Below are 13,034 nucleotides of genomic sequence, written 5' to 3' on the forward strand. Positions count from 1 at the left end.
GGACTGACCATGAAAGAACTGAAAAAACAACGCGATGCATTGATTTCCGAACGTGACGCTCTTGAGGCCAGCATTCCAGGCCTTCGGGCAGCTTGGCAAACGATGCCAAGTAATTATGACCACCGGGGCAATTGCATAGGTAGCCCAGAGTCAAGGGCGGCTATGGATAAGCTTTCCAACGCAGAGGGTCGCTTGCGCAGTATTCCTGGTGCTATTGAACGAATTGATCTCGAGATCAGTTATCAAGAACGCTTGGCGAATGCGAAACAGGTCAAGGCTGAGGCACGCCAAGTCATGTCCGATTCCGCTAACACCGTCGCTGCATTGGAGAACACTCGCAGGCTCGTGCTTGAGCGTCTCCAGGCGATTCAAAAAGAAACAGATCTGGCCATCGAAAGGGCACAAAAAGCTGAGGTTGATGCCGCGAACCTCTACGCACGTAGCGTAGCAACCGGTGACAGCGCAGGTGAAAAAGCTGCAACCAATGAGATGCAAAAAGCTAGCACTTTGCTTATTGAGGCTGATGAACATGCAAGGCGCCAGGATCTGATTGTCGCGGCGTTGCAGGCAGAAATTGATACGCTCGACACCCAGATTGCCGATGCTCAACAGCAGCGTAGCCAGGCCCAGGACAACGCTCTGGTCGCCGCCGAGTTGGTCCTCGGCGAGGAATGGAATCGCTTGGTCAAGCAACTGGCCGCCGTCGGCTCGAAGATCCTGGCCGCTAATCGTCATCGAGGTGGAGGCGGGATGCAGCTGATAGAGCTGTCGATACCGGGCTTCGGTCCTTCGTCCAGGGAGCTCCGCCGCAATGATGTGCTAGACGGCGCTGAGGGCATCACCTTAGCAGACCTGATCGAAGCGTAACCCTGAAACAGCCCGCAGATGCGGGCTGTTTGTTATTGCTATGGTTTCGTTGATCCCGTCATAAAGCAGTTTGGCGAAGCTCGTGGATGTCCAATAGGGTTCGAGAACAGCTAGCCGCGACGGACCGTTATCGACCTATAGCTGCCTTTCGCGGAAGACAGCTAAACTCACTGGACGCTCTAACGTGGCATTGGAATTTGGGATAGGAAGCTTATTGGAGCCTCGGGGCGAAGGCCTTCGTCTCCGAAATCAAACCGCCAATACCCCACATCATGCCAAGCATCGAGCTTGAATCCGACCTGCGGAAACGTACCGATGTGCTGGAAACCGAGTCGCTCGTGCAGCCCGATACTGCCTTCATTCGGCAAGGCAATGCCGGCATACGCCGAGCGATATCCCAGGCGCTTCAGAACCTGCAGCAGCACGTCATAGAGCTGGAGAGCAATCCCGCTGCGGCGTTGCCCCTCGGCGACATACACCGTCACATCCACCGCCCACCGGTACGCCGCGCGCGCCCGGTGTTGACTGGCGTAGGCATAGCCGACTACCCGTCCTTCTCGCACAGCCACCAGATACGGGTAGGTTTGCAGTGTCGTGGCAATCCGCTCACGCATTTGCTCCACGCTCGGCACTGCCTCTTCGAATGAAATGGCCGTATCAAGTACGATGGGCGCGTAAATGGCCTGAATCTCTTCTGCATCCTCTGATCTGGCGACACGAATCTCGATTCCGCTATGCATCCGTCTGCTCCAAGCTGCTCAGGTATTCCACTACTTCGTTTACGGTGCTGCGCGCGGTACGGGTGACGCCGATCAGCGTCGCCGAGGCTAGCCCGGTCCAGTCGCCATATCCGACCAGCCAGAGGCGCGGCTCGCGAATAGAGCGCGACCCGTCAACCTCGACCTTACCGCTGTCATCCAGCACGTCCAAGTCCCGCAAGTGATCCAGAGCCGGCCGGAAACCTGTACACCAGATCATCGCATCGACCTGGGTTTTCTCACCATTGGGCCAGACGACCCCGTCAGGCGTGAATGAGACAAAAGGCCTTACAGACCGCAGGGCTCCTCGCTCGCGGGCCCGGACCACCGGGGGCACCATGACTATATCGCCAAGCCCGCCGACCGGTGCGTTGATAACACGGCCCTCCTGTTGAGTCTTGAGGCGCTCGGTAGCCCGTTCGAACAGCACCCGGCCATCGACGTCATCAGGCAGAAACGCCGGCTCCTCCGAGGTTACCCACGTTGCGTCGGCGACCTCGGACAGCTCCGCATAGATTTGCGCCCCCGAGTTGCCACCACCAACGACCAGCACACGCTTCCCTTGGAAAGCCTTTGGTGACTGGTAATGGGCAGAGTGAATCTGCTGCCCTTGGAACAGCTCTATTCCCGGATAGGCCGGAACATAGGGCTTGCTCCAGGTCCCCGTCGCGCTGATGACGGCACGGGCTTCCCAGTTGCGGTCCTTAGAGCGCACACGAAGGCCACGCCCGGTTCGCTCCACCGCCGTGACGCTGACGGGGCGAACGATAGGAAACCCATAGCGTGCCTCGTACTGCTCCAGATAGCTGACCACGTGATCCCTATCGGGATTACCTTCGGTGACTGGCGGCATCGGCCAGCCCGCGATCGAGCTCCAAGCGGAGGGCGAGAACAGTGTCAGCGAGTTCCAGCCATGGCGCCAGGCCCCGCCCGCTGCCTCTTCGGCGTCGAGCAGCAGGAACGACAGCTTGGCCCGTTTGAGAAAATAAGCCACCGTCAGCGCGGACTGCCCGCCGCCAATTACGATGACATCGAGTAGTTCGCCTTCGGTGGCCATGGTTTCTCCTGTCAGGCTGAGGCGCTCAGTCTTCGCCGAACTGGTTGATGTAGTTGATGTGCGCAGGCTTCTGAATCGCGCGTGGGCGCAGTTCCTGCACCCATGCGATCGCCTCGCGGCGCGGCATTCCGGTTTCGATCAGCAGACGGGCAGCGAACAGCCCGGTGCGGCCGGAGCCGCCCTTGCAGTGGATGGCCAGGGCCTTGTTGGATGCGAGCAAAGCGTCCAACTGGTGGCGGATCTCTCCCAGCCCGGCCTCGAAGTTTTTATCCGGGGCCTGATCATCCTCGATCGGCAGCTGGTACCACTCCAACCCATGCTGCTTGGCCGCGATGCCAAGCTCGCCGACGCCGTTTTCCTGAAGCTCTGCGTCCGACATCAGCGTAACCAGCGCTACGGCACCGGCCTGCTTGAGCGTTTCCAGGCTTTCAGCGAGAGCGCTGCTCTGGGTGCCCGGACAAGGCGTGAAAATCAGTACGCCCGGAGCATGGGGCAACGATTTCAATGAGTAAGGATGCGACATGCTCATGACCTCAAATGGACCGAATATTGACTCTCTTGGATAGTTCTTCCGCCGACTCTTTGCGCTCGGAGTAGCGGTCTACCAAATAATCCTGGCGATCACGCAGCAGCAGCGTGAACTTGGTCAGTTCCTCCATTACGTCGACCAGTCGATCGTAGAAAGAAGACGGCTTCATGCGCCCGGCTTCATCGAACTCCAGGAAGGCTTTCGGCACCGACGACTGGTTGGGGATGGTAAACATTCGCATCCAGCGGCCAAGCACGCGCAGTTGGTTCACCACGTTAAAAGACTGCGAGCCTCCACAAACCTGCATCACGGCGAGGGTCTTGCCCTGGGTTGGGCGAACGGCGCCCATGGCCAGCGGTACCCAATCGATCTGCGCCTTGAAGACAGCACTCATTGAGCCGTGACGCTCGGGCGAGCACCACACTTGGCCTTCGGACCATTGCATCAGCTCGCGGAGTTCCAGCACCTTCTCGTGGGAGTCCGGAGCGTCATCCGGCAGCGGCAGACCGGAAGGGTCGAAAATACGGGTTTCGGCGCCGAACTCTTCCAGCAGGCGCGCAGCTTCCTGAACCATCAAGCGGCTGAATGAGCGTTCGCGGGTCGATCCGTACAGCAGCAGGATGCGCGGTTTGTGTGTGGAAGGATCCTTCGGCGCCAGCCGCTCCAGCGACGGCAGATCAATCAGTTCTGGTTGGACATTTGGCAGATGGTCGTTCATTTCGGTCTCCATTGATCCAGGGCCTACAGCGCGCCGATGCGGGCAAGTTCGGCTTTCAGTTCGTCCTGGCTCAGTTGCGAGAGAGGCAGCGCAATGAAGGCGCGCACTCGCTCATCGATCTTCGCAAGTGTTGTCTGGAAGGCTTCTTCGATTTCTGCCTCACTCCCGGTGACCGCCGAAGGATCGGCCAGGCCCCAGTGGGCTTTGAGCGATGGACCGAAGAAGATCGGGCAGGCTTCGCCGGCAGCGCGATCGCACACGGTGACAACGATGTCGGGAGGAGAGCTCTCGAAGGCATCCGAGGCCTTGCTTGAAAGGCCAGCGGTGGGGATACCGGCGGCTTCCAGGGTATTCAGTGCCCGCTCATTGACCTTACCGCTTGGGAAGCTGCCCGAGCTCACAGCTTCCATACCCTCGGGGGCCAGGTGATTGAACAGCGCCTCGGACAGGATGCTGCGGCAGCTGTTGTGGGTGCACATGAACAAGACTTTCATCAGGTATCTCCGGTTCAAAAGCTCAGGCGGATGGCCAATGCGGCCAAGGTGGCAAGCAGGATCGGCAGCGTCAGGACGATGCCGGTGCGGAAGTAGTAACCCCAGGTGATGACGATGTTCTTGCGGGCCAGCACGTGCAGCCACAGCAAAGTGGCCAGGCTGCCGATGGGGGTGATTTTCGGACCGAGGTCACAACCGATGACGTTGGCGTAGACCATGGCCTCGCGCACGATGCCGTTGGCCTCGGCGGAATGGATCGACAAGGCCCCTACCAGCACAGTGGGCATGTTGTTCATGACCGACGACAGGCCAGCAGCGAGCAGCCCCGTCCCGAGGGATGCGCCCCATATCCCGTAGCCGGCGAAAACATTGAGGATCTGCGTCAGGTATTCGGTGAGGCCGGCGTTACGCAGGCCATAGACCACGAGGTACATGCCAAGCGAGAACACCACGACCTGCCAAGGCGCGTCCTTGAGCACCTTGCGGGTAGAAATCACGTGCCCGCGTGCGGCGATCAGGTAGAGGATCAGCGCACAGGCCGCAGCGATGGCGCTGATCGGAACGCCCAGTGGCTCGACGGCGAAGAAGCCCACCAGCAACAGCGCAAGCACCCACCAGCCGGCAACGAACGTCGCCTTGTCGCGGATAGCGGCTTCGGGAGCCTTCAGTTGGTCGAGTTCATAGGTACGCGGCAGGTCCTTGCGGAAGAACCACAGCAGCATTCCCAGGGTGGCGGCGATGCTGACCAGGTTCACCGGCACCATGACCGAGGCGTACTCGTTGAAGCCAATGCCAAAGTAGTCGGCGGAAACGATGTTCACCAGGTTGGACACCACCAGCGGCAAGCTCGCGGTATCGGCGATGAAGCCCGCCGCCATGACGAATGCCAGCGTCGCCGCCGGGGAGAAGCGCAGGGCCAGCAGCATAGCGATGACGATCGGGGTCAGGATCAGTGCCGCACCGTCGTTAGCGAACAGCGCCGAGACGGCGGCGCCCAACAGGATGATGAAGGCGAACAGCTTGCGGCTGCTGCCATTGCCCCAGCGGGCCACGTGCAATGCCGCCCACTCGAAGAACCCCGCCTCATCCAGCAGCAGGCTGATGATGATTACGGCGATGAAAGTGGCGGTAGCGTTCCAGACGATCTGCCAGACCACTGGGATATCGGACAGGCTCACGACGCCCGCCAGCAGCGCCACGACGGCCCCCAGTGCGGCGCTCCAGCCCACACCCAGGCCTTTGGGCTGCCAGATGACGAGAACGATCGTCACCAGGAAAATCAAAAATGCGATCAGCATGACTACAACTCAATCAGCGAAGGGAAGTCTCAAGCACAAGCAACAGGGCTCTGCGGCCGCTCGCCCATTTCGGCAAGGCGCAATGCATCAGAGCTCAACCATTCCTGGTTGGCATCGACCACTCCCTTCAGCATCCCGTCCACCCACTGCGGCAGTTCGGGGTGCAGTCGGTAGTACACCCATTGACCCTTGCGGCGATCCATCAGGATTCCAGCCTCGCGCAACTGGGCAAGATGCCGGGAGATCTTCGGCTGGCTCAGCTCCAGCGCGTGGGTAAGTTCGCAGACACAGAGCTCGCCTTCACGGGCGATCAGCAGGGTCATCCGGGCCCGGGTGTCATCAGCCAGGCATTTGAAAACGATGGGGGGAGTCAGTGTTTGCCGCATGTGACCTCCTGGGGAATGCGTGTACGTCAAATATCTGGAAATCCGAATATATGCCGATTCAAATATGTGGTAAAGCAGATATTCACAATCGCCTCGCCTTACGGGACGTCATAAAACTGGAAAAAGCCCGTGCTCTGGGCCCTATACTGGCCTTCGATAGCATCCCCAGAGTCCCCAATGAACCAGTCTGATATCTCTGTCCGATTGCTTGGTACCGACCAAATCCAAGGTCTGGCTGCGCATCTGACTGCAGCGGGCTTGCCGACCCAAGACCTTTTGCAGCCCGACCGAATGTTCTATTCCTTTCACCGGGGAGAAACGGAGCTGGGATACGGGGGCATTGAAGGAAGTGGTCGGACTCGTCTGATTCGCTCACTGGTTGTCGTCCCGGCCCAGCGGAAGTCAGGGGTCGGTACCCTGCTGCTCAGAGCACTTGAGCGAATAGCGGAAGCTGACGGAGCCCAGAGCCTTCATCTGCTGACCACTACAGCACCCGACTTCTTCGAGGCTCGGGGATATGAGCACAGAGACCGATCCCAAGCCCCAAAGGCAATTTCCAGTTCGGAGGAGTTCAAAAGTCTCTGCCCGGCGTCAGCGGTCTACATGGTGAAGGAGCTTGCTGGTGTGGCCTCGGAGTCACCACAGGTAACTCGCCTCCACGAACGTCAGTGAGTTCGTTCTCAGGTGTCCCAGGAACGAGTCCTGTGCCCCCCGAAAGATGTCGAACTGAATCGACCTCGGTTTCGTAGACACCGCGAACGGCTGCAAAGGGTCGATAGCGGTCTACCATGGTTACACCGGATCTGTTGTTACACTGCTTGGGCAAGGCGGAGATTTGAGCGTGTAACGCTATTTTTCCTTTAAGAACAATGGTTTGCGCGTATTCGTTACACCCATTACACCTGTTACACCGCTTTGGATTCGTAGTCATCTAGCGACCCCATGCCCCCTATCTGGTCGTGCCTTCAGCGGCTGAGGCATTCCCCACCTCCCGGATCCTAGGAGCCGCCGGGGACCCTGAGAGATGTGGCCAGATACGGGGCAGGAAACCCGCGGCTCTTTGTTAGCGGACGGTTCACCAGCTTAGTGAACTAGTAAACTGAGTGAACCGGTTCGGTGCAGGCTGCCCTGATGTCCTGCTTGTAAGCATTATCACGGGGAGTGTCTACACTTTCGTCGCTAGGCCCTGATGGCCATCATTAAGCCATTAGGTCGTAGCGGCCAACGTCACGACACAGGGAGTAAGAGCTTGCCTTCTTTCATCATCAACAAAAACCAGCAGCAGAACGGGGATTATGAGGTCCACAACACCACGACCGGGTGTAGCTTCATGCCTCAGGTCGCCAACCAGATTGCGTTGGGTATCCATACCGACTGCGCAAGCGCTGTTCGTCAGGCTAAGCAGAACTGGCCCAATGCAAGGATCAATGGGTGTTACTACTGCTGCCGTCCGTGCCACACAAGCTAAATCCTCATGAGATAGCCGAAGGCAGCGCTGATGCGCTGCCTTCGGTACGAGAGCGGTGGTTTTAGTTTTAGGGGTACGTTTAGGGATACGTTTCGAAATGCTCTCGCTATATTCCCCAATTTCATTGGCTAATAGTGCTGCTGTTTGGTTCCTGTCTCCGGCACCAGATCTTGTTGGCACGATGCAGGTTTTCCTGGTTTCGGCTCCTCTAAAATGCCCGCCTTGTGCGGGCATTTTTGTTTCTTCCGTGTTCTGCTTTTGGCCGATCAGGCCACCTTCAGCCCCGCATCTCGGCAGAGTGAATAGTCAGCGGTTTTTCACTTCCGGTTGTACGGGTTTCAAGATAATGGGTTAGTGGCATTTGGCTTTCGCCCCGTGTTTTCAGGGTGTTGGGCAAAATTTTTTTAGATAGTGTTTTCACCGGTTAGAGATATCTCAGATGGCCTGCCTGGTCACCATAGCCAGCAGACACTCCGCATTACCCTGTGGGAGCGGGTTCACCCGCAAACACCGGCGAAGCCGGTGCCATTCACTGAGGCGCTTTCTTCCCGGATAACCCAGTCCTCCAGGGATAGCCTCAGGCCAAGGGGCATGCCATACCTGCAAAGGCAACTGTCGTGCTCAATACGAAAATGGATAGCGTGATCCCTGTGGGAGCGGGCGCGCCCGCGAACACGGGCGGAGCCCGTGCCATCCACTACAAAACTGGCCCGGCTTGAGTGCATAAGAAAAACGGTGGAAGTGCAACTTAGCTAGCTAACGCGTGGTACCGAATTCTCAAACCCACGCCAACGATGGTGGTGGTGACATACGGCGCGGTGGGTTGGACCACTGCCGTTGATGTGATACGTATCTCAGTAGCGAATTGGAAAGATGGCTCGGCTTGAGATCTTTCTTGCGTCGTTTCAGAAATTGGAATCCGAGTGGAGTCAGAAATTGGCATATTACGTCTTCAACATCGGCCTGCCCGCAACCTCCGAATGGTGGTTGCAAAATCTGGATCGTAAAGTCATCACAGCAGGCTTCAAAGGGCTACCGGGGGATCGTGGTGATGTAATCCTGAATCAACTTGCTGCAGGCGATTGGGTCATCGCCTATGTCAACCAACATGGTTATGTGGGGGCGGGGGTTATTCTGGGCGGTGAGACTTATCGGCTACACCCGGAGCTTCCTGATGGTTCCCTGTCGGACCATCGGCACGAACGTGCCGTCGACTGGCGATATTTTGTGCAGGATGTAAATGATGCAGTCAGCATCCATGAAGCTGATCGGCAGCAACCCCGTCAAACCAAAGAGAGCGTCGCCTCGGAGGCGCAGGCTGAGAAAATCATTGGTAAGATCCAGGCACGCTCAGGGGGGCGGCAAGGCAGGCATGGAAGGTTGAGATGGGAGCTTGTCAGAGAGGCAGCTTTTGATCTAGGACGTCCTGTTTCTGTGGCAGAGGTCAGAGCCCTGATCAGCATGAGAGATCCGCAGTTCAATCCAGAAAATATCAGGCCCGACCTAGAGAAAATGTCAGTCAACAGCGATATCAGGGCTCACTATCAAGGTGTAAAAAAAGGACGCCGGAGTGATTCTGGCCATCCTGCCGACCGGCTTTTTAAAACGTCATCTGGGACAACTGTTCGGTATGAGCCCTATGTTCCCGAGGCTCATGGAGTTTGGATGTTGGAGTATGACTCTTCAGGCGTTGGCAGGGTGTACGAGGTGCCGCAAACCCTGATCGCACATGCTGCGGTATTAGCTCGTCGAGAGGCCGATGCGATCGAGCTGACACCGATTGATAGCGAGCTAGATGGTCGGAAGCGGGTTTTGATGCAGGTTGCGATGCGCCAAGGGCAATTTAATTTCCGTTCGCTGATGCTGATTGCGTATGGAGAGACATGCGCAGTCACAGGATGCTCTACGGTCGATGTGCTTGAGGCAGCCCACATCGTTCCTTATAGGGGTATCCATACAAACCGCGTTGATAATGGCCTGCTTCTAAGATCTGACATCCACACACTATTTGATCTTGGGCGACTGTGGATTGACCCCGATACCATGACTGTTCGTCTTGCCAGTGACATGAGAGGTACCGACTACTGGCAGTATGAAGGAGTTAAGATTACGCTGCCAAAATCTAAAAATGACTGGCCGAACCCTGAGCATCTGGCCAAGCACATTTATGACTCAGAACCTCAATCTGGAAGGGAAGACCGCTGATGCATTTTCCAGAGCGCATTCTTATGAAAGCGTTGGTGTTCTCGGTTGACTCCCATGTGTCTGATTACGCCTTACAGGCAGCCCACTCAGCTTTCCTCGCAGATAAAAAGCCTCACGTTCGCCGTCATTTTTCTAGAAGAGCTGGCGCGCTTTAGGTTTCCAACTTGTCTGATCCCTACTGTCGGACACGCAGCCTTGTTCAAATACGCCAGCCTGCGCTGTCTCTCTCCTGTGCATAACCGGGCGCTTTTAACACTGCTGCACCCCTCATCCCACTTGGTTTTGCGGCAACCCCCTCGTGACAATCGGCGTGACAAACGCCGATGTCACCCGCAACAGCCATGTAGATGATGGTGCCGCAGACCAAGGAATGGACTGCACCTGACTGACAGTCAGGCATGCCCCGGTCATCGCATTGCTGCTTGCACCTGGCTCAGGATCTACAGGCGCTGGTCTCGTCAGCCAATGCAGCCTCCACCCGCCTACCGGTAACGGTGCTCAGGAGGCCAGATCATGAGATGCCCTTGCTCCCGGACGTAAGGAGCCGCCAGTCCCGCGTAGAGGACATCCCCACAGGTCGCAGGGGCCTTGATCCCTGATAACACTCAGCATCCTTGGCGGGATGACGTGGGGCGAGGATCGGAGATCGGAAGATGAGGTGACCGACATGGCATTGGTGGTAGACGTGATGGCCGTAATTTCGGCTACGGCAGGCAATTGAGTTACGCAGGACCTCAGGCGCTGAAAGACATGTTCGGCGGTGGCCACTACGGCACGGTCAAGGCGCACTGTGACAGGTGGCAGGCACTCGTGAAGTGGTGCCATCCGAATGAGTGGCCTGGCATCAATAATGCGCGGAATGCCTGCGCGACGTGGTTAGGCGCGGTGATCTAGCTGCCATTACTGCAAAAACAGATTGTTCAGCGCCAACAGAATCATGGCGAAGCTTCGTGTTGATCGGTGCATGAAATTGCCGAAGTCCGAGTAAGGCGTAGGTATGCAGCGCGCAGAGGTTCGAAATTCATGCCGCAAGGCCGCGACCGTGAACCCACTAAGCAGATCGCTTGAACCGTTAGGTTGAGGCTGAGTGGGAATGCCTGCAGGTACTGCCTAGATCCTTAGGTTGTACACCAATACACCCTCACAGGGACAGATCCAAAAGAGGTTTTTTGATCTATCAGATTGATTTTATTGATATTTATAGAAATAAATGTTTCGTATCTAGCGATTATTTTTCGCTGTCAGCGAAAAATGTTTGACACCTGCGAATTTATTTCGCATATTTGTCCGGCGGACGGAGACTCATCTCGTTGCTGTTGGTGCCAAAGCACCGTGGAGACCTAGGTCTCTAACCCTTGGCCGGAGAAGGCGGAATGCCGCGTCAGGCGCCTCCACACCTTCAAGGACAAAAGCGGCTTCGTCGAGAGCGACGAAGCCGGTGTATCGGAGGGGGAAAAGCATTGCTCAACCCGTTTCACTACTTGCTATCTGGTTATGCCCGAGAGGCACACATAAGTGTGTCATAACCTAGATAGGAGCTTCGAAAGATGCACAAGAGTGAAGAAAAAACCGCAGAGCAATGTCTGGTCAGTCCAGAAAAGAAGAAGTGGAGCGTTGTAAAGGTTTTCATGGCTGGTTGGCAGGTAGTACGGTTTTTCGTAAACCTCTGCACGCTGATCGATAAATACGGGCCGAAAATCCTTAGCTTCCTCGGAATCGATTCTGAATAAGACCTACCCCGCTGTTTTCACCAGCTCTACTATAGGCATTCGCCATGTTAAATAAAGCGCTTAAGCTGATCCGTACGTTTTACGACGTTTCTCAATCAGACCTTTCTGCCCGGCTTGGAATTTCCAACTCCTATTTATCCGAGATAGAGTCAGGAAAAAAACAACCAACCATGGACATATTGTCCAGATACAGCGAGCAGTTTGACATTCCTCTCTCATCGATATTGTTTTTTTCGGAGAACTTAGAGGGTGCTAAGCCAAGTGACAAGTTCAGGATGCATGTCGCAAAAAAAATAGTATCAATATTTGAATGGAATCAGGCTAGGAATGAGACCGCTAAAAATTTCGGTAAGAAAGCGAAAATCTTCTAAGCTTTACCCAATAAATCAGAGCGCACTGTACAAGCTAACATCTCCAGGTAAGTTATATCATGTGCTTGATAGCGAGCAAGAGGAAATAGACTCTATTCTTGGTAGTAATGAAAACTACCGGGAATTTACTCTATTGGAAGATTATAATCCTTTTTCACAAAAGGTAACCAAGAGACGGCTTGTACAGACGCCTGCTCGTAAGCTGCGGGCTATCCATGAGCGTATACTTAAGCTTTTGCAACGAATGGAACATCCAGGTTACGCACACGCTGGAGTCAAAAAGCGCTCCTATCGGTCAAATGCACTAGCTCATGAAAAATCGAAGACTGTAGCAACTTTTGACTTGAGTAATTTTTACGGTCAGGTCAAAAGCTTTCATGTTAACGAATTTTTTTCAACTCAAATGAATTGCGTGGGCGACGTATCGGGAATCCTTACCGCGCTGACAACTTTTCGAAATTGTTTGCCAACTGGAAGTCCGCTCAGTCCGCTACTTGCACTTCATTCATCTCGTCCGATGTATGATGAGTTAAATACTCTCGCAGAAAAGCATGGCCTAATATTTACGTGCTATGTGGACGATCTGACATTCTCTGGTGACTTAATTCCGCGATCTCTTGAGAGAGAGGTGAAGTCAGTGGTCAGGCGACATGGTCATGTTATCAATGATAAGAAAACCCGGATTTTTACTGAAAAACAGCCTAAGCACGTGACTGGAACAGTAATTATCAACAATAAAGTTCACGTGCCATACGCAAGGATTGTATCAGTAAGAAGGTTGGAGGCCGCCATCAATGGGGAAATTGATCGATACGGTTTTAGCGAACAGAAACTAATGGAAAAACTAGCTGGTGTGCTTAACGAGGCTTCATATCTTGATCCTAAATTCAAGCATAAAGCGCTTTTGGCCAGAAATAGTTTGAATTTAAAGTAGGGGCGTACTCGTCGCAAGGATCAGCTGCGCACAAGCGACGAAATTTGCGTTTTGCGGCCAAGTCGATGACAGCAATGAGAAGCGGTCGTCGGGTCGAGCATTAGAAGACTGATATGTTAGTCCAGACGAATGATATCGAATACTAATAAGAGCGTGCTTAGGCAGAGTTAGGTGTACGGTACTAGGCAGGGCTGGTTACAGCTGTTATGCCCTCCAGCA

At 55.3% G+C, this 13,034-nt stretch carries 13 protein-coding genes; 6 read left to right on the forward strand and 7 right to left on the reverse strand.

Going from position 1 to position 13,034, the window contains the following annotated elements; translation table 11 throughout:
- The first annotated feature begins 9 nt into the window (after positions 1–9).
- Positions 10–867: a coiled-coil domain-containing protein gene (locus ACXHGZ_RS02470; protein ID WP_480462214.1), complete on the forward strand. Its 858-nt coding sequence runs from the start codon at positions 10–12 to the stop codon at positions 865–867.
- 179 nt (positions 868–1,046) lie between these two features.
- On the opposite strand, the gene ACXHGZ_RS02475 is transcribed toward ACXHGZ_RS02470, so the two are convergent.
- Genes ACXHGZ_RS02475 through ACXHGZ_RS02505 form a run of 7 tightly spaced genes read right to left on the reverse strand, consistent with a single transcriptional unit; the run spans position 1,047 to position 6,107 of the window.
- Entirely contained in the window at positions 1,047–1,607 is a 561-nt protein-coding gene (locus ACXHGZ_RS02475) for an arsinothricin resistance N-acetyltransferase ArsN1 family B (protein WP_480462215.1), read from the reverse strand.
- The gene (locus tag ACXHGZ_RS02480) at positions 1,600–2,682 is read right to left on the reverse strand and encodes an ArsO family NAD(P)H-dependent flavin-containing monooxygenase (RefSeq protein ID WP_480462217.1); all 1,083 of its coding nucleotides are present in this window, start codon (positions 2,680–2,682) and stop codon (positions 1,600–1,602) included. Before ACXHGZ_RS02480 ends, ACXHGZ_RS02475 begins: the two co-directional genes overlap by 8 nt.
- Before the next feature lie 25 nt (positions 2,683–2,707).
- Positions 2,708–3,211, reverse strand: a complete 504-nt coding sequence (locus ACXHGZ_RS02485; protein ID WP_023628512.1) for a cyclin-dependent kinase inhibitor 3 family protein — start codon at positions 3,209–3,211, stop codon at positions 2,708–2,710.
- Positions 3,212–3,215: 4 nt separating this feature from the next.
- Positions 3,216–3,929 carry an arsenical resistance protein ArsH gene (arsH, locus tag ACXHGZ_RS02490; protein WP_023048559.1) on the reverse strand — a complete coding sequence of 238 codons (714 nt, stop codon included), beginning with the start codon at positions 3,927–3,929 and terminating at the stop codon, positions 3,216–3,218.
- A 23-nt stretch (positions 3,930–3,952) separates the two neighbouring features.
- Entirely contained in the window at positions 3,953–4,423 is a 471-nt protein-coding gene (locus ACXHGZ_RS02495) for an arsenate reductase ArsC (protein WP_480462220.1), read from the reverse strand.
- A 14-nt stretch (positions 4,424–4,437) separates the two neighbouring features.
- Positions 4,438–5,721, reverse strand: coding sequence for an arsenic transporter (locus ACXHGZ_RS02500; protein ID WP_480462222.1), 1,284 nt, complete (start codon positions 5,719–5,721; stop codon positions 4,438–4,440).
- A gap of 29 nt (positions 5,722–5,750) precedes the next feature.
- A complete protein-coding gene (locus ACXHGZ_RS02505; RefSeq protein WP_480462223.1) occupies positions 5,751–6,107 on the reverse strand; it encodes a metalloregulator ArsR/SmtB family transcription factor in 357 nt (118 codons plus the stop codon).
- Between the two features lie 177 nt (positions 6,108–6,284).
- On the opposite strand from ACXHGZ_RS02505, the gene arsN2 reads away from it, so the two are divergent.
- The 5 genes from arsN2 (at position 6,285) to ACXHGZ_RS02530 (ending at position 12,815) form a co-directional block, all read left to right on the forward strand.
- A complete protein-coding gene (arsN2, locus tag ACXHGZ_RS02510; RefSeq protein WP_480462225.1) occupies positions 6,285–6,779 on the forward strand; it encodes an arsenic resistance N-acetyltransferase ArsN2 in 495 nt (164 codons plus the stop codon).
- 1,732 nt (positions 6,780–8,511) lie between these two features.
- Entirely contained in the window at positions 8,512–9,780 is a 1,269-nt protein-coding gene (locus ACXHGZ_RS02515) for an HNH endonuclease (protein WP_480462226.1), read from the forward strand.
- Positions 9,781–11,327: 1,547 nt separating this feature from the next.
- Complete coding sequence (locus ACXHGZ_RS02520; protein WP_480462228.1) at positions 11,328–11,510, forward strand: hypothetical protein; 183 nt, start codon at positions 11,328–11,330, stop codon at positions 11,508–11,510.
- Between the two features lie 44 nt (positions 11,511–11,554).
- Positions 11,555–11,881 carry a helix-turn-helix domain-containing protein gene (locus tag ACXHGZ_RS02525; protein ID WP_480462229.1) on the forward strand — a complete coding sequence of 109 codons (327 nt, stop codon included), beginning with the start codon at positions 11,555–11,557 and terminating at the stop codon, positions 11,879–11,881.
- Positions 11,838–12,815: a reverse transcriptase family protein gene (locus ACXHGZ_RS02530; protein ID WP_480462231.1), complete on the forward strand. Its 978-nt coding sequence runs from the start codon at positions 11,838–11,840 to the stop codon at positions 12,813–12,815. Before ACXHGZ_RS02525 ends, ACXHGZ_RS02530 begins: the two co-directional genes overlap by 44 nt.
- Positions 12,816–13,034: the final 219 nt, after the last annotated feature.

This window comes from Pseudomonas shiyinii, from assembly GCF_056725765.1.